The sequence below is a fragment of the Phenylobacterium sp. genome, assembly GCF_030654915.1.
Lineage (GTDB): Bacteria > Pseudomonadota > Alphaproteobacteria > Caulobacterales > Caulobacteraceae > Phenylobacterium.
Window position 1 is genome coordinate 1 of sequence record NZ_JAURWM010000167.1, and the last position, 15,037, is coordinate 15,037.

18 protein-coding genes and 1 pseudogene are annotated in these 15,037 nt (G+C 67.0%); 10 read left to right on the forward strand and 9 right to left on the reverse strand.

What is annotated here, in order from left to right:
- The 3 genes from Q7T84_RS08630 to pcaF form a co-directional block, all read right to left on the reverse strand.
- Positions 1-858: acyl-CoA dehydrogenase family protein (locus Q7T84_RS08630; RefSeq protein WP_304807781.1), on the reverse strand; the 858-nt coding region annotated here is incomplete at its 3' end.
- Between the two features lie 14 nt (positions 859-872).
- On the reverse strand, positions 873-1,421 hold the full coding sequence (locus Q7T84_RS08635) for a hypothetical protein (protein ID WP_304807783.1): 549 nt from the start codon (positions 1,419-1,421) through the stop codon (positions 873-875).
- A gap of 1 nt (position 1,422) precedes the next feature.
- Positions 1,423-2,631: a 3-oxoadipyl-CoA thiolase gene (pcaF, locus tag Q7T84_RS08640; protein ID WP_304807784.1), complete on the reverse strand. Its 1,209-nt coding sequence runs from the start codon at positions 2,629-2,631 to the stop codon at positions 1,423-1,425.
- Positions 2,632-2,728: 97 nt separating this feature from the next.
- Between pcaF and Q7T84_RS08645 the strand changes: the two genes are divergently transcribed.
- From Q7T84_RS08645 to Q7T84_RS08660, 4 genes are read left to right on the forward strand one after another with little or no spacing between them, the layout of a single operon-like run.
- Entirely contained in the window at positions 2,729-3,196 is a 468-nt protein-coding gene (locus tag Q7T84_RS08645; protein WP_304807786.1) for a PaaI family thioesterase, read from the forward strand.
- On the forward strand, positions 3,193-3,444 hold the full coding sequence (locus Q7T84_RS08650) for a hypothetical protein (protein ID WP_304807788.1): 252 nt from the start codon (positions 3,193-3,195) through the stop codon (positions 3,442-3,444). Before Q7T84_RS08645 ends, Q7T84_RS08650 begins: the two co-directional genes overlap by 4 nt.
- Positions 3,445-3,452: 8 nt before the next feature.
- Positions 3,453-3,917, forward strand: a complete 465-nt coding sequence (locus Q7T84_RS08655) for a GNAT family N-acetyltransferase (RefSeq protein WP_304807789.1) — start codon at positions 3,453-3,455, stop codon at positions 3,915-3,917.
- Positions 3,914-4,912, forward strand: a complete 999-nt coding sequence (locus tag Q7T84_RS08660) for an LLM class flavin-dependent oxidoreductase (RefSeq protein WP_304807791.1) — start codon at positions 3,914-3,916, stop codon at positions 4,910-4,912. Before Q7T84_RS08655 ends, Q7T84_RS08660 begins: the two co-directional genes overlap by 4 nt.
- Here Q7T84_RS08660 and Q7T84_RS21130 read toward each other — a convergent pair.
- From Q7T84_RS21130 to Q7T84_RS08675, 4 genes and pseudogenes are all read right to left on the reverse strand, one after another.
- Complete coding sequence (locus tag Q7T84_RS21130; protein WP_370653637.1) at positions 4,909-5,145, reverse strand: amidohydrolase family protein; 237 nt, start codon at positions 5,143-5,145, stop codon at positions 4,909-4,911. The genes Q7T84_RS08660 and Q7T84_RS21130 overlap by 4 nt on opposite strands.
- Before the next feature lie 25 nt (positions 5,146-5,170).
- A pseudogene (locus Q7T84_RS08665) lies at positions 5,171-6,043 on the reverse strand (amidohydrolase); the annotation flags it as partial.
- Positions 6,044-6,108: 65 nt separating this feature from the next.
- Complete coding sequence (locus Q7T84_RS08670) at positions 6,109-6,732, reverse strand: glutathione S-transferase family protein (RefSeq protein ID WP_304807795.1); 624 nt, start codon at positions 6,730-6,732, stop codon at positions 6,109-6,111.
- 36 nt (positions 6,733-6,768) lie between these two features.
- Positions 6,769-8,046 carry a NupC/NupG family nucleoside CNT transporter gene (locus tag Q7T84_RS08675; RefSeq protein WP_304807797.1) on the reverse strand — a complete coding sequence of 426 codons (1,278 nt, stop codon included), beginning with the start codon at positions 8,044-8,046 and terminating at the stop codon, positions 6,769-6,771.
- Positions 8,047-8,207: 161 nt separating this feature from the next.
- On the opposite strand from Q7T84_RS08675, the gene Q7T84_RS08680 reads away from it, so the two are divergent.
- Together Q7T84_RS08680 and Q7T84_RS08685 are read left to right on the forward strand one after the other, a co-directional pair.
- Positions 8,208-8,627: an organic hydroperoxide resistance protein gene (locus Q7T84_RS08680; protein WP_304807799.1), complete on the forward strand. Its 420-nt coding sequence runs from the start codon at positions 8,208-8,210 to the stop codon at positions 8,625-8,627.
- Positions 8,624-9,106 (forward strand): MarR family winged helix-turn-helix transcriptional regulator, encoded by a 483-nt coding sequence (locus tag Q7T84_RS08685; protein ID WP_304807801.1) that lies wholly within the window; start codon positions 8,624-8,626, stop codon positions 9,104-9,106. The genes Q7T84_RS08680 and Q7T84_RS08685 overlap by 4 nt, the downstream gene beginning before the upstream one ends.
- Here the strand turns inward: Q7T84_RS08685 and Q7T84_RS08690 are convergent.
- Positions 9,103-9,423 (reverse strand): DUF6665 family protein, encoded by a 321-nt coding sequence (locus Q7T84_RS08690; protein ID WP_304807803.1) that lies wholly within the window; start codon positions 9,421-9,423, stop codon positions 9,103-9,105. The genes Q7T84_RS08685 and Q7T84_RS08690 overlap by 4 nt on opposite strands.
- Before the next feature lie 120 nt (positions 9,424-9,543).
- Positions 9,544-11,607: a S46 family peptidase gene (locus tag Q7T84_RS08695; protein ID WP_304807805.1), complete on the reverse strand. Its 2,064-nt coding sequence runs from the start codon at positions 11,605-11,607 to the stop codon at positions 9,544-9,546.
- Positions 11,608-11,781: 174 nt separating this feature from the next.
- On the opposite strand from Q7T84_RS08695, the gene Q7T84_RS08700 reads away from it, so the two are divergent.
- From Q7T84_RS08700 to Q7T84_RS08715, 4 genes are all read left to right on the forward strand, one after another.
- Entirely contained in the window at positions 11,782-12,924 is a 1,143-nt protein-coding gene (locus Q7T84_RS08700) for an ABC transporter permease (RefSeq protein ID WP_304807807.1), read from the forward strand.
- On the forward strand, positions 12,921-13,676 hold the full coding sequence (locus Q7T84_RS08705) for an ABC transporter ATP-binding protein (protein ID WP_304807809.1): 756 nt from the start codon (positions 12,921-12,923) through the stop codon (positions 13,674-13,676). Before Q7T84_RS08700 ends, Q7T84_RS08705 begins: the two co-directional genes overlap by 4 nt.
- 3 nt (positions 13,677-13,679) lie before the next feature.
- Positions 13,680-14,645, forward strand: a complete 966-nt coding sequence (locus tag Q7T84_RS08710) for an HlyD family secretion protein (protein WP_304807811.1) — start codon at positions 13,680-13,682, stop codon at positions 14,643-14,645.
- A 68-nt stretch (positions 14,646-14,713) separates the two neighbouring features.
- Positions 14,714-15,037, forward strand: a 324-nt coding sequence (locus tag Q7T84_RS08715; protein ID WP_304807813.1) for an SDR family NAD(P)-dependent oxidoreductase, incomplete at its 3' end; no start/stop codon positions are given.

A 15,037-nucleotide genomic window follows, 5' to 3' on the forward strand; every position in this document is an offset into this window, starting at 1 on the left:
GGCGATCATGCCCTGGATGAGCTGGAAGCCGGAGATCGCCTGGCCGAACTGCTTGCGCTCCGAGGCATAGGCCACGCAGTCGGCCAGCAGCCGCTCGGCCACCCCGATGCAGACCGCCGAGATATGCAGGCGGCCGCGATCGAGCACCTGCATGGCGACCTTGAAGCCCTCGCCCTCGGCGCCGAGACGGTTTTCGACCGGCACGCGGACGTTATCGAAGATGACGTCGCAGATGTGCGCGCCCTGCTGGCCCATCTTCTTCTCGGGCTTGCCGACCGACAGGCCCGGCAGGTTCCGCTCGACCAAGAAGGCGCTGACCCCGCCGCCGCCCGGCTTGCCGGGATCGCTACGGGCCATGACCGTGAACAGGTCGGCCTTGTTGGCGTTGGTGATGAAACGCTTGGTGCCGTTCAGGACATAGACGTCGCCGTCGCGGATCGCGGTGGTCTGGACATTGGCGCTGTCGGAACCGGCTTCCGGCTCGGTCAGGGCGAACGAGGTGATGATCTCGCCCGACGCTATGCCCGGCAGGTACTTGGCTTTCTGGGCCGGCGTCCCGAACATCACCAGGCCCTGGCTGCCGATGCCGACATTGGTGCCGAAGGCCGAGCGGAAGGCCGGGCTGGTGCGGCCCAGCTCGACGCCGACCAGGCACTCGTCCTCCATGGAGAGGTCTAGCCCACCGTATTCCTCGGGGATCGACAGGCCGAACAGGCCCAGGGCCTTCATTTCCTCGATCACCTCATTGGGGATCGCGTCGTCCTCGGAGACCTTGGCCTCCAGCGGACGCAGGCGTTCGGTGACGAACCGGCGGACCGTATCGATCAGTTGCTCGCGGGTTTCGAGGTCGAGGGCCATGATTTAAGTCTCGGCTATTGGCAGGTGAATTTGTCGGCCGGGGTTTCGGCGAATTTGGAGAGGGTGACGCTGACGATCGGATCGGGCCAGACCTCATGGGTCGCGCCGCCCGCCGGGACCGTGCAGATGGTCGCCATGCGCTTCATCAGCTGGCCGCCGCGCACCGCGGTGATCTCGGCCTCATAGGCGACGGGACGGTTCAGGCCGTTCCAGACCTTCATGATCGACTGACGCTTCTCGGGCGAGGAATCCAGCGCGAAGGCGAGTTTGCCGACGCCGGGACCCTTATAGGTCTCGCCCTCGCCATTGGGGGTGGCCAGATCGACGCGGCCGGCCTCGACCTCGTTGAGGACAGGCTTGCCCTCGTCGTCCAGGTGGAAGACCGCCCGCTGGCCCAGCATGACCTGCACCGAGCCGCCCTCGACCTTGGTGCGAGGATCGAGCCCCGCGGCCTGGAGCGCCGCGATCAGGTTGGCCGGCGGCTTGGGCGCCACGGCTTCCGGGGTCTCGGCGTTGGCCGCCGAGGCCAGGGCCAGGGCCGCTGCGATGGCGATCAGGCGCACGTCAGGCCTTGGCGAGCGCGAGCGCCGAACCTTGGCCGACGCCGACGCACATGGTCGCCAACGCCCGTTCGCCGCCGCTCTGGTGCAGGGTGCGGGCGGCGGTGAGCGCCAGCCGGGCGCCCGAAGCGCCCAGCGGGTGGCCGATGGCGATGGCGCCGCCGTGGGCGTTCACGTGGGCGGCGTCATCGGCCAGGCCCCAGGCGCGGGTGCAGGCCAGGGCCTGGGCCGCGAAGGCCTCGTTCAACTCGATGACGTCGAAGTCACGCGCGGTGATACCCAGGCGCGCGGTCAGTTTCTCGACCGCCGGGACCGGACCCACGCCCATGATCCGCGGAGCCACCCCGCCGGACGCGCCGCCGTCGATGCGCGCGAGCGGTTCAAGGCCCAGCTTCTGCACCATCTCGGCCGAGGCCAGCAGCAGCGCCGCCGCGCCGTCATTGACGCCCGAGGCGTTGCCGGCCGTGACCGTGCCGCCCTCGCGGACGATGGGCTTGAGCCCCTGCAAAGCTTCCAGGGTGGTGTCGGGACGCGGGTGCTCGTCCTGGGAGACGACGATGTCGCCCTTGCGATCCTTGATGGTCAGCGGCGCGATCTCGCCGTCGAAGAAGCCCTTGGCGCGGGCCGCGCCGACGCGGGCCTGGCTGCGCTGAGCGAAGGCGTCCTGGTCTTCGCGGCTGATCTGGTAGTCGGTCGCGACGTTCTCGGCGGTCTCGGGCATGGCGTCGACGCCATAGGCTTTCTTGAGCGCCGGGTTCACGAACCGCCAGCCGATGGTGGTGTCGTAGATTTCCGGGCTGCGCGAGAAGGCGGTGTCCGGCTTGGCCATGACGAAGGGCGAGCGGCTCATGCTCTCCACGCCACCGGCGACAATCAGGTCTGCCTCGCCCGAGGCGATGGCGCGCGCGCCGGCGATCACGGCGTCGAGGCCCGAAGCGCACAGACGGTTCACCGTGATGCCTGGAACGCTCGACGGCATGCCGGCCAGCAGCAGCGCCATGCGCGCCACGTTGCGGTTGTCCTCGCCGGCCTGGTTCACGCAACCGTAGATGACTTCGTCGACCCGCTCCCAGTCCAGCGTGGGATAGGCGGCCATCAGGGCTTTCAGCGGATGAGCGGCCAGATCGTCGGCCCGGACCTTGGAAAGCGCACCGGCATAGCGGCCGATAGGGCTGCGGAGTCCTCCGCACAGATAGACAGTCCGGCCTTGCATAGTGTTTCCCTGCCGCCTAGGTCGCTGGTGAGTAGGCCGGCAAACTAGTGTTTGAGCGCGCGGCGAGCAAACCCTTACCGGGGTCAGGGGATACGGAATGGACGGCGGCGAGGAACAGACGGTCGGCGGCTGGAAGCACGAGGTCGTCAAGGACGGCGAGTGGGCCGGTTGGACGCTCTATGGCAACGACCCGTTCGAGGACCACGCCGGCCCCTTCTATTTCAAGCACGAGGCTGACGGCCGCCCGGTCTGCGCCATGCGCGCCGAGAAGCATCACATGAACGGCGGCGGCTTCATGCACGGCGGGGCGATCATGACCTTCGCCGACTACTGCCTGTTCGTGATCGCCCGCGACGTCCTGCAAGACAGCCGCAGCGTCACCGCCACCTTCAACGGCGAGTTCGTCGGCGCGGTGCCGCAGGGCTCGCTGGTCGAATGCCGCGGCGAGGTCGTCAAGGCTGGCCGCAGCATGGTCTTTGTCCGCGGCCTGATCACCACTGGCGACGAGCCGGTGATGAACTTCTCCGCGGTTATCAAGAAGACCCGTCCAAGGGACGCAGCATGACCCGCAAACTGACTACCGAGAGCCTGAAGGAAATCGCCCCCGGCGCGGCCATGGTGCTGTTGGCCGGTCCGATCTTCCTGTTCATGACAATGGACATTCTGCTGTTCCTGATCATGAGCCGATCGAACGGCATGACGGCCTCGACCCAGATTTTCGATCTCTCGATGGAGATCGTGCTCGCCCTGTTCGCGGGTCTGGTGACCGCCTTCGGCGCACGCAAGATCTGGCGGGAACTGCGCAAGAAGTAGGATCGGTCATGGCGGACCTCGTCTCATTGTCGGAGGAGGATCTCGCCGAGGTCATGCGCATCGAGCGCCTGCCAGGCTATGACGCTTTCATCCATAGCTGGACCGCCGAGGTTCACGCGGCCGAGATGGCGTCGCCGGACGCACGCTACTTTGGGCGCCGATCCGCTGACGGGCTGGCCGGCTTTGCGATCCTGCAAAAGTTGCGCGAGCCCATCGTGCGGCTACGTCGCATCGCGGTGGATTCGCCTGGCGCAGGCGTGGGAACACCCCTCCTGCGCGACCTTGTTGATCGGCTCTTCGAGACCAGCAACGCCCAGGCTCTCGACCTTCACGTCCGGCCCGACAATCATCGCGCCAGACACGTCTATGGACGGGAAGGATTCATCGAGGGCGGCGGCGAGGATCTGTTGGACGAAGGCATGATCTTGACGCGCCCGGCGTGGGCGGCCCTTTCGAGAAGAATCTCAGCATGAGCTACACCCTCTCGGCCCTCGACCTGTCGCCGGTCAGCGGGGACGGCACCCAGGCGCAAGGCGTGCGCGACACCATCGAGGTCGCGAAGGCCGCCGAGCGGCTGGGTTATCACCGGTTCTGGGTGGCCGAGCACCACAACATCGGCACCCTCTCCTCCCCGGCCCCTGAAATCCTGATCGCGGCCCTGACCCAGGTGACCAAGACCATCCGGCTCGGCTCGGGCGGGGTGATGCTGGTGAACTATTCGCCGCTGAAGGTGGCCGAAGTGTTCATGGAGCTCGAGGCCCTGGCGCCCGGCCGCATCGACCTGGGCGTCGGCCGCGCGCTGGGCACGGACGGCCGCACCGGGGCTGCGCTGCGCTCGGCGATGTCCGACGCCTTCCCGCACTATTTCGCCCTGCTGAACGCCTGGCTGCTGGACGCTTCGGGAACCGAGCCGATCACCGCCGCCCATCCGGCCCACGACATCCGCGCCAACCCGTCAGGCCCCTCGCATCCCGACCTCTTCATGCTGTGCTCGTCGCCAGAGAGCGCCCAGTTCGCGGGCGCGGCCGGCGTCGGCATGGTGTTCGCCGAGTTCATCGCCCGCGCAGAGGGCGGACCGTCGGTCGCCGCCTATCGCCAAGGGTTTAAGCCCTCGGTGTTTCGCGACAAACCCTGGGCCGGCGTGGCGACCATCGCGCTGGCTGCCGAGACCACGGAGGAAGCAGAGCGATTGGCCGCGCCAATGCGGGCCGGCAACCTCGCCACCCTTGACGGCGAGCGCCGCCGGTTCCGCTCGATCCCGGAAGCTCAGGAATACCTGGCCGAACGCTCCGGCGATCCCAGGCTGGCGGGGGTCATGGCCCGCGCCATCGTCGGCGATCCCGCCAGCGTCAAGGCCCGCCTCGACGAGAAGGCCCGCGCCACCGGCGCGGACGAACTCTTCGTCATGGCGGTCGGCCCGACCCTGGAATCCCGGATCCGCTCGTTGGAGCTGATCAAGCCCGCCTAGGGTTGGGCGAAGGCTTTGCGCGCCACCACCGTCTTGCCGGCCTCATAGATCGGCTTGCCGTCCTTGATCGTGGTGATCACGGCGATGTCCTTGATCTTCGCCGGGTCGGTGCTCAGCGGGTCGGCTTCCAGCACCACGAGATCGGCCTTCTTGCCGACCGTGATCGAGCCGCGGCTCGCCTCGTCGAAATGCTGCCAAGCGGGCCAGATGGTCAGGGCGCGCAGGGCGTCCATCGGGGAAATCCGTTGGTCGGGCGACCATCTTCTCGGCCAGGGTCCACTTCGGATAGACGGCGATGTCGATCTTCAGGCGCTTGGCGGCCTGAAACTTCTGCAACAGGTCCAAGGTGGCGGGGCTGGCTGTCTGGCCGTCCTGGGCGGTCGTGTAACCAAGGCTGGCGTAGTAGGTCTGGATCTCGTCGAAGCTCCCGGCGGCCACCTCCGGCGTCATCGGAGTCATGGCTCCGAACACCGCGAAGACCGCCTGCTCTTCCAGCAAGCCGGTGGGCTCGCCGGCGCCGTCGCGCGCGATCACGCCGCCGGGCGGATTGGGCGCGCCCTTGACGAAGCCCAGGCGCGTCATCGCCGCGCTGTTGCAGACCGCCAGGTGGCCCGAGACATGAAAGACGCAGAGCGACCGGCTGGCCGAGACAGCGTCCAGTTCGGCCCCGGTCGGATGGCGACGCTCGACCAGCAGCGAGTCGTCGTAGCCCGAACCTAGCAGCAAGCTGTCGTCCGAAGCGGCGCGGGCCAGGGCCCCGCGCATCGCCGCCTGCAAGCCGGCGATGTCGCGAACCGTGCCGACCGGCGGCGGGGACAGGTCGGTCAGGTTCCAGCCAAGCACCATGTCGCCGATGTGGCTGTGCCCGTCGACAAAGCCTGGAACCATGGTCCTGCCGGCCAGGTCGACGACACGGGTCGCCGGGCCCTGCAGAGCGCCGACCTGGGCGTCCGACCCGACCGCGAGGATCTTGCCGTCCTTCACCGCCACGGCCTGGGCCTTGGGTTGGGCGTCATCGACGGTGATCACGGCACCATGCAGATAGACGGTGTCGGCCGTTCCTCCGGTCGAAGAGCCCGCCGGGGCGAAGAGCGCGAGACCGGCAAGCGCCGAGACGAGGGACGACATCATCGTGAGAGCACCTTGGTCCGTCAGGGATAGTTCAAAACTGGAGCGTTGGTTGGCTGTCCGCCCGCCTAGGCTCGCATCGCCGCCTTGGCCGCCGGCCGCTCGCGCATCGCCTGAGCCCAGCGGTGGACGTTCTGTAGGTCCTCGGGGATCACCATCTTGATCATCCGGGTGAAGTCGATGCCGATGAAGCCGACTATGTCAGCGATAGTCAGGCGATCGGCGGCCAGCCACTCGGCCTCGGCCAGCCGGCGGTCCAGCACCTTCAAGGCCCGCAATCCCTGAGCCTTGTTGTACTCGGCGATTTCCGGGTTCTGGGTCTCCAGCGCCGCCAGCGCCGGATGGCTGTGGCGCACGCCCATCATGAACGGCGTGGCGACCATCATCTCCGCCCGCCGCATCCACATCTCGATCACAGCGGTCTCCTTCGGGTCGCGCCCGAAGAGGTTGGGCTCCGGATAGAGCGCCTCCAGATAGCGGCAGATGGCGATGGATTCGGTGATGGTGGTTCCGTCCTCCATCTCCAAGGCCGGGACGTTCGGCAGCCCGGCCTTGGCCAGGTATTCCGGCTGCTTGTGGGTTCCCTCGATCAGGTTCAGGGACACGACCTCAATGTCCTCAATGCCCTTCTCGGCCATGAACCAGCGAACGCGGCGCGGGTTGGGCGCCAGGGGCGTGTCGTAGAGCTTCATGCTTTCCTCCCGGCGGCTCTTGCGGCCGCCTCCTCCTTATAGCCCGAACAGTTCGCGCGGCATGGCGCCGACCAACGCCCCGGTCATGCAGGTGGCCAGGAAGCCGGCGAGCAGCGCCTTCCACACCATGCCGATGATCTCGTTGCGCCGGGCGGGCATCAGCACGCCCATGCCGGAAACGGTTATCCCGACTGACCCTACGTTAGCGAAGCCGCATAGCGCGTAGGTCAGGATCATCCGGGTGCGCTCGGTCATTTCGCCGGAGGGTATGGCGCCCAATTGAATGAAGGCGATGAACTCGGTCAGCATCAGCTTCACGCCCAGCAGATAGCCGGCCTTCGGCGCCTCGTCCCAATGGATGCCCATGGCCCAGGCCAGCGGCGCGAACACGACACCTAGGATGCGCTCGATGGTCAGGGCCTCGCCAAAGACCGGCGGAAAGATCGACAGCACGCCGTTGCCGATGGCCACGAAAGCCACGAACACGATCAGGATGGCCGAGACGTTCAGCGCCACCGTCAGGCCGTCCATCGTGCCCTTGCTGATGGCGTCGATGGAGGAGTCGTACTTCAGGAGCGAGTTGTAGTCGGCGTAGAAGCCGCCCTGGCCCGGCTTCTCCGGCACGATGATACGGGCCAGCAGAATGCCGGCCGGCGCCGAGATGATCGAGGCCACCAGCACGTGGGCGGCGGCGTTGGGCAGCACGGCCTTCAAGATCGTGGCGTAGGCGACCATGGTCGAGCCGGCCACGGTAGCCAGGCCGACCACGATCATCAGGAACAGCTCCGAGCGCGTCAGCTTGTCGAGGTAGGCGCGAATGACGATCGGGCTCTCGATCATGCCCAGAAAGATATTCACCGCCACCGCCAGGGCCGAGGCGCCGCCCAGGCCCATGGTCTTCTGGAACAACAGGCCAAAGCCCTGGGTGATCCACTTCAGGATGTTCCAGTGCCAGAGCAGGGCCGAGAGCGCCGAGATCACCAGGATCAGCGGCAGCACCTGGAAGGCGAACACGAACAGACCCGACGAATTGGTGACCTGATAGGGCTGAGTCCCACCGCCGAGGTAGCCGAACACGAACTGGGTTCCGGTGGCGGTCGCCGCGGCCAGGCCGTCCACCCCGGCATTGAGCGTCTCGATCACCACCTGCGCGCCCGGCAGACCGAACAGCAGCAGGATCAACCCGACCTGCACCGCGATGGAGCCCAAGGCCAGACGCCAGGGAAAGACCCGCCGGTTCTCGGAAAGCCCCCAGCAGATGGCGAGTATGAAGGCCAGACCAACGAGGCTCTGGGCGTTCTCAGGACGAAACATCAACGGCCCCCGCGCCCCAGGATTCGGGCAGCTTTGCCGCCATTGACTACGGAGGCCATGGCCCGCGCAAGCCGGCTCGGCGTCGCGTTGTGACTTACCCGGCTTGACACCGCCTCACATCGACCTATTTAATTGTACACAATTGAATTGGAGAAAATCAGATGGTCCCTCTCTACGCCACCCAAGCCCGCGCCGTGGGCGGCCGCGCCGGCCATGTCGAAACCCAGGACGGCTTGCTGAGCCTCGACCTCGCCCTGCCCAAGGAGATGGGCGGCAAGGGCGGCGGCACCAATCCAGAACAATTATTCGCCGCCGGCTACGCGGCCTGTTTCGAAAACGCCGTGCGCTTCATCGCCGGCCAGCAGAAGATCCCGTTGAAGGGCGCCGCCGTCACCGCGACCGTCGAACTTCACCCGCGCGCCGAAGGCGGCTTTAAGCTGGGCGTGGCGCTTGACGCTGAAACCCAAGGCCTGGATCAGGACGCCGCCGAGGCCCTGGTTGCCGCCGCCCACCAGGTCTGCCCCTATTCGAACGCCATTCGCGGCAACGTCGATGTTGCGATATCCGTACGAGCAGGATGACCACGAAGACCAAAACCAAGACAAAGACGCCGGCCGCTTCCGCGGTCGGCGATCGCCTGCGCCTCGACAACCAGCTCTGCTTCGCGCTCTACGCGGCCAGCGGGCTGGTGACGCGCGCCTATCGCCCGCTGCTGGAGCCGCTGGGACTGACCTACCCGCAGTACCTCGTGATGCTGGCCCTGTGGGAACAGGCGCCACGGACGGTGAAGGCGCTGGGCCAAGCGCTGGAGCTCGATTCCGGCACCCTGACTCCGCTGCTGAAACGGTTGGAAACGGCCGGGTTCGTCACCCGCACCCGCGACGCCCAGGACGAGCGGCGCGTGCAGATCGCCTTGACCAAGGCCGGAGAGGCGCTGCGCGAAAAGGCGGCGGAGGTGCCAACCGCCCTGGCCTGTCAGCTTCAGCTGCCGCTCGACGAGATCGTCGAGCTAAAGACGACGCTCCAGGACCTGGCGCGGAAGATGAAGAACCGCGCCTAGCTCGCCCCCAGCCGCATCAGCACTTCGCGAGGGATCGCATAATGCTCGATGGCCGGCCGTTGGTCGCGGATGCCGCAGGCTTCGCGCTGGATGAAATAGTACCAGACCGCGGTGGCCGCCTCTTTCAGGATCGGCGGGCGGTCGGCGAGATCGCCGCCCATGGCGTCGAACTCGCGCAGGGCGGCCAGGGCCTTCTCGATGCGGCGGCCGGCCGCCCCGAGCGCGGCGCTGCGCTCCTGCTGGATCTCGACATCAAGAACGCTGGCGCCGGTCTGGAAGGGCGACCGATGGCCCTGGGGCATGCGGAGGCTGGACATGGCGTCGAATATGGCCCGGCCGGCTCCCGGCGCAAGCCGGGCCAGCCCCCGAGAGCATCGTGTCTATGGATCCCCGGCCTTCCGCTTCGCTCCAGCCGGGGATGACGAATGGGGTTGGCCCTACTTCCCCGTCAGTTCCTTCACGAGCGCCGTCTGGCCATAGACCTTGGACAGCGCCTCGGTCGCCGCCGAGGTGGCCACGACCACCGTGCGGTTGATCGAGCCGTCATAGCCGAAGGCGCCGCCCAGCGAGTGGATGTTGCCGTCGAAGGCCGCGCCCAGGACCTCACCCTTGGCGTTGACCACCGGCGAGCCGGAGTTGCCGCCGATGATGTCGTTGGTGGTGACGAAGTTGTAGACCGTGTCCGGGTTCACCTTGCCCTTGGCCGCGACCCAGCGCGGGGCCAGCTGATAAGGCTCGGCGCCGGTCGCGCGCTCATAGAGCCCGGCGAAATTGGTCGTCGCCGGCACTGTGGTCCCGCGGTAGGTCCAGCCCGCCACCTTTCCGTAGGAGAGACGCGGGGTGAAGGTGGCGTCCGGATAGACCGCGTCGCCATAGGCGGCGAACTTGGCGCGGGCCACACGCTCGGCGGCGCGGTCGGTCGGACCAGCGACCTCGGCGTCCCAGGTCTTACGCACGGCGCGAGCGGCCGGATCGTTGCGCAGGACGAGCTGGATCATCGGATCGTCGGACGCCTGGATGGCGGTCAGGCCACCGTCCCAGAGCGCCTTGCGAGCGGCAGGATCGGCCAGCTTGGAACCGGCGACCGTGCGCTTGGCCAGGCCCTCGGGGCTCTCCTTGCCCAGCAAGGCCTTCACCGCGGCGTCGTCGGTGGTCAGGTATTCGCGGGTCTTCGACAGCCAGAAGCCGAGCGATATCTCTTCCAGGGCCGCGTCGATCGGCTTGACGTCCAGCAGTTGCTTTTCAAGCAGCGGCAGCCGGGCCTCGGCGTATTCCGGCAGGCGTTCGGCGCTCGGCTTGGCGCGTTCCTGCGCGGCGCGAACCAGCATCTCGGCATAGTGATAGAGGTTGGAATAGGTCGCGCCGCCCTCGATCTGGCGATAGCGCAGATAGTTGTTGGCATAGGCGGCCTGGGCCTTTTCGATCTCGCTCCACGGATCGCCGATCTCGGCGGCCAACTTCGGATCGGCGGCGATCTTGGCCTTCAGCTCGGCTTCCTGGGCGCGCTTGGCGTCCATGAAGGCCTTGTCGTTGAGGGCCGACTGCTGGCCGTAGAAGACCTTGAAGGAGTTCTCGATCCCGAACAGCGGGTCGGTGGCGACGCGCTTGTGCTCAGCCGACTCCTCGGAGAAGCGGGCCAGACGGCCACGCATTTCCGACCGCTGAAGCTGGCCGACCGGGATGGTCAGGTCACGCAGGGTCTCAAGTTGGGCCATGGTCATCAGGCGGTTGGTCGAGCCGGGGTTGCCGGAGACGAAGGTCGCCTCGCCTTCCTTCGGCGCGCGCGAGACCCAGGTCAGATGCTGGGGCGTGGAGACCGGCTTGCCGTCCTCATAGAGGCGCAGGAAACCGACATCGAGATTGAAGCGCGGGAAGTTGAAATTGTCCGGGTCGCCGCCGAAGAAGGCGGTAGCGAACTCGGGCGCGAAGACCAACCGGACGTCGGCGTACTTGCGGTACTTGTAGAGTTTGAACTGACCGCCGCGGTACAGGCTGACCACTTGGCAGCGCAGCTGCGGATCACCGGCGCAGGCGGCCAGTTCGGCCGCGGCCATGGCGGTGTCGCGCGCGCGGATGAAGTCCTGGCCGGTCTTCCCCGCGGTCGCGGCCTGGATGTCCTTGGTCAGGTCGGTGATCGAGGTAAGGATCTCGGCCTGCATCCCCGGGCACTTCTTCTCCTCTTCGCGGGTGGCGGCGGCGAAGCCGTCCTTCACGAAGTCGGTCTTCTCCGAAGAGAGGTCCTGGACGCACTCGACCACGCAGTGGTGGTTGGTCAGGACCAGGCCCGACTTCGAAACCAACGAGGCCGAGCAGCCGGTGGTCAGGCGCACCGAGGCGGCCTGCACCCGGTCCAGCCACGGCTGGTCGAGCTTCAGCCCATAGGCCGCGTTGACCTTGGCGAGGGGGAAGTTGTCGTAGGTCCACATGCCTTCGTCAGCGAAGGCGGGGCCTGCGGAAATCGCAAACGCGGCGGCAAGGCCAAGGCCCGCGCCGAACTTCATTGGGGTCATTCGTCAGCAACCTGATGAGCGCGAGCGCCCGCCGGGGCGGCTCGCTGGATGTAACTCCGTAACGTTTGCCAGTCAGCGTGACCAGCGCCGACCCGGTCGCCTTACCTCGATTTAACTAGGCTACAGCGCCTGCGTGCATCACATGCTTCGGTTGAGGAGGTGCCCATGTCATTGGCCCTAGCGACCCTGATCTACGAATGGCGCCGCTATCTGGCCGCGGTGATCGCGCTCGCTTTCTCGGGGCTGCTGATCCTAGCGCAGGTGGGCATGTTCACGGGTATGATCCAGGCCGCGACCGCCACCATCGACCGCTCGCGCGCCGATTTGATGATCATGCCGGCCAAGTCCGAAAGTCTCATAAATTCAGGTCCCTCCAGCCTGCCCCGCCGGATCGGCCCACAGCTCTACCTCAACCCGAACGTCGTCGAGGTCGCCAGCTTCGACGGCGGCGGAGGCCGCTGGACCAACCAGCCCGTCGGCGACCAGAAGCAGGTCACGACCTGGGTGCAGGTCAATATGGTCGACACCCAGTCAGGCGCCCTGACCTTGCCCGTCGACTATCCCGAGGCCGTGCGCCTGGCGCTGATGGAGCCCAACGCCATCGTCATCGACCGCTCCGCGCAGAACCGTCTGGGCGTGAAGCTGGGCGACACCGCCACGGTGAACGGCAAGACCGTGCGTATCCGCGCCCTGCTGGACGGCTATCCTGACATCAACCAGGCGTCGATCGTCGTGTCGCGCGACACGCTGCGCCGGCTTGGCATGGCGGAGAAGGGCGAGAAGACCGGGCCGCTGATGGTGCGGCTGCGCGATTCTCGCCAGGCCGAGGCGGTGCGCGACCAGCTCAACACCGAGGCCAAGGGCGCCTATCGCGCCTGGACTCGGCCCGAACTGGCCAAGGCCAATGAGAGCGCGCTGATGAAGGAACAGATCATCGGTGTCTTCCTCGGCTTCTCGGTGTTCCTCGGTTTCCTGATCGGGGTCGGCATCACCTCCCAGACCCTGCGCGGCGCGATCCTGGCTAACATCAAGGAGTTCGCCTCGCTCCGAGCGCTCGGCGTGTCGATGGGCTCGCTGCGCTTGATTGTCCTGGAACTGTCGTTCTGGGTCGGGGTCGCCGGCCTCGGCGCCACCGCCCTTTTCACCTTCCTGGTCTCGCTGCTCGCCAACAGCAGCGGCTTGCCGATGGGCTTCCCGCTGACCTGGATGGCGGCGGTGGGCGTGTTGTTGATGGCGATCTCGCTCGCCTCGGGCCTGATGGCCCTGGGCATCCTCAAGAAAAGCCAGCCGGCGGACCTGCTGCGATGAACGGCCCCCCCATCAATCCCATCGCCCTCCAGGGCAAGGGCCTGGTCAAACGCTTCAAGACCGGCCGCACCCATATCGAAGTGCTCAAGTCGGTCGACTTCGACTGCCGCCACGGGGAAATGACCATGGTCATGGGCCCCTCGGGCTCGGGCAAGTCGACCCTGATCGCCTCGCTGTCAGGCTTGCTGAAGCCTGACGAGGGCCAGGTGACGGCGCTGGGAGAGGACCTGTGGAGCCAGCGCCCGGGCAAGATCGACAAGTTTCGGCTCGATAACTGCGGCTTCATCTTCCAAGGCTTCAACCTGTTCGGCGCCCTGACGGCCCTGCAACAGGTGACGACGATCCTGAAGTACAAGGGTTTTTCCCCCGCCGAGGCCAAGGAACGCGCCGCAATCGCCCTGACCGAGGTCGGACTAGGCGCCCGGCTCAACCAGCGGCCGGCCGAGCTTTCCGGCGGCGAAAAGCAAAGGGTGGCCATCGCCCGCGCGCTCGCTAAGGAGCCGCGCCTGCTGTTCGCCGACGAGCCGACCAGCGCGCTTGACGGCGAGAACGGACAGATCGTCATCCAGCTTCTCCAGCGGGCGGCCAAGGACCATGGCGCAGCCGTGATCTGCGTCACCCATGACCCGCGGCTCGAGGCCTATGCCGACCGCATCATCCATATCGAAGACGGCCGCATCCTGGACGACCGGCGCGCCAGCGCCGCGCACGCTCCGACCGGCGACCGGCAATCCGAGCTCATCAAGGCCTAGAGCATGTTCAAGTTCATTCAGTCGCATCGCATCAAGATCACCGTCATCGCGGCCCTTTCGGTGATCGGCGGCGGGGCCTTCGCCCTGGCCGGCCAGGCCAAGGCCAAGAAGGCCGCCGAAGCCCGCGCCGCCGCCGCGGCTGCGCCCAAGAGCCCGTTCGTTGCCGTGGCCAATGGCAAGGCCGACATCGAAGGCGGCATGATCCAGGTCGCCGCGCGCCGCGCCGGGATCGTCCGTGAGGTCTATGTCCAGGAAGGCGATCAGGTCGTTAAGGGCCAGGTCCTGGCCCGCCAGGAGGACGACGAACCGAAGCTGTCGGCCGCCCGCGCCGGCGCCGCCGTCGAACAGGCGAAGGCGCAGATCGCCCTGCTGCAGGTCCAGCTTTCCACCGCCCAGCGCGAGCATCAGCGCCTGCAATCGCTGGTCTCCACCAACTACGTCGCCGCCCAGAAGCTCGACGAGGCCAGCGACAAGATCCGGGAGGCGCAGGCCAACCTCCAGGCTCAGCGCGCCGCCGTGGCCACCGCCCAGGCGGCCCTGGAAGAGGCCCGCTACAATCTTGAACTGACCGCGATCCGCGCGCCGTCAGATGGCCGCATCGCGCGGCGTTACGCCAATCCAGGGGCCGGGGCCTCGACCCTGAACGTCTCGAACATGTTCGATCTGGAGCCGGTGGCGCCGCGCATCGTCCGCGCCGAGATCGCCGAGAGCTCCCTGCCGCATGTGGCCATCGGCCAAGTCGTGCAGATCGCGCCGGAATCCGACCCGACCAAGATCTACAACGGCAAGGTCATCCGCCGCGCCGCGGTCTTCGGCGCCCGAAAGCTGCAGTCAGACGATCCAACCGAACGCACGGATGATCGCGTCGTCGAGGTGGTGGTCAGCGCCGACACCGCGCCCTTCCTGATCGGCCAACGCGTGCTGGTGAAGTTCATGCGCGACGGCGAGCAGACATTGGCGGCGCGCTAAGCGGCGCTTGACCTCCCGCTTCCCGCGCCGCACAAACCGCGGCGAATTTTAATCCCTGGGAGACTTCCATGGCGGACATCCGCTTCGACGGCAAAGTCGCGATCGTCACCGGCGCTGGCGGCGGCCTTGGCCGTCAGCACGCCCTTGAACTGGCCCGTCGCGGCGCCAAGGTCGTGGTCAACGACCTCGGCGGTTCGGTCGACGGCGCTGGCGGCTCTTCGGCCGCGGCCGACGCGGTCGTCGCCGAAATCAAGGCGGCTGGCGGCGAAGCCATCTCCAACGGCTCGTCGGTCACCGACGACGCCGGCGTCGCCCTGATGATCAAGCAGGCCATGGACACCTGGGGCCGCATCGACATCCTGATCGCCAACGCCGGCATCCTGCGCGACAAG

Coding starts and splice junctions, on each gene's coding strand:
- pcaF (WP_304807784.1), bottom strand. CDS start 2,631: ATGCAAGGCCGGACTGTCTATCTGTGCGGAGGACTCCGCAGCCCTATC.
- Q7T84_RS08645 (WP_304807786.1), top strand. CDS start 2,729: ATGGACGGCGGCGAGGAACAGACGGTCGGCGGCTGGAAGCACGAGGTC.
- Q7T84_RS08650 (WP_304807788.1), top strand. CDS start 3,193: ATGACCCGCAAACTGACTACCGAGAGCCTGAAGGAAATCGCCCCCGGC.
- Q7T84_RS08655 (WP_304807789.1), top strand. CDS start 3,453: ATGGCGGACCTCGTCTCATTGTCGGAGGAGGATCTCGCCGAGGTCATG.
- Q7T84_RS08660 (WP_304807791.1), top strand. CDS start 3,914: ATGAGCTACACCCTCTCGGCCCTCGACCTGTCGCCGGTCAGCGGGGAC.
- Q7T84_RS21130 (WP_370653637.1), bottom strand. CDS start 5,145: ATGGACGCCCTGCGCGCCCTGACCATCTGGCCCGCTTGGCAGCATTTC.
- Q7T84_RS08670 (WP_304807795.1), bottom strand. CDS start 6,732: ATGAAGCTCTACGACACGCCCCTGGCGCCCAACCCGCGCCGCGTTCGC.
- Q7T84_RS08675 (WP_304807797.1), bottom strand. CDS start 8,046: ATGTTTCGTCCTGAGAACGCCCAGAGCCTCGTTGGTCTGGCCTTCATA.
- Q7T84_RS08680 (WP_304807799.1), top strand. CDS start 8,208: ATGGTCCCTCTCTACGCCACCCAAGCCCGCGCCGTGGGCGGCCGCGCC.
- Q7T84_RS08685 (WP_304807801.1), top strand. CDS start 8,624: ATGACCACGAAGACCAAAACCAAGACAAAGACGCCGGCCGCTTCCGCG.
- Q7T84_RS08690 (WP_304807803.1), bottom strand. CDS start 9,423: ATGTCCAGCCTCCGCATGCCCCAGGGCCATCGGTCGCCCTTCCAGACC.
- Q7T84_RS08695 (WP_304807805.1), bottom strand. CDS start 11,607: ATGAAGTTCGGCGCGGGCCTTGGCCTTGCCGCCGCGTTTGCGATTTCC.
- Q7T84_RS08700 (WP_304807807.1), top strand. CDS start 11,782: ATGTCATTGGCCCTAGCGACCCTGATCTACGAATGGCGCCGCTATCTG.
- Q7T84_RS08705 (WP_304807809.1), top strand. CDS start 12,921: ATGAACGGCCCCCCCATCAATCCCATCGCCCTCCAGGGCAAGGGCCTG.
- Q7T84_RS08710 (WP_304807811.1), top strand. CDS start 13,680: ATGTTCAAGTTCATTCAGTCGCATCGCATCAAGATCACCGTCATCGCG.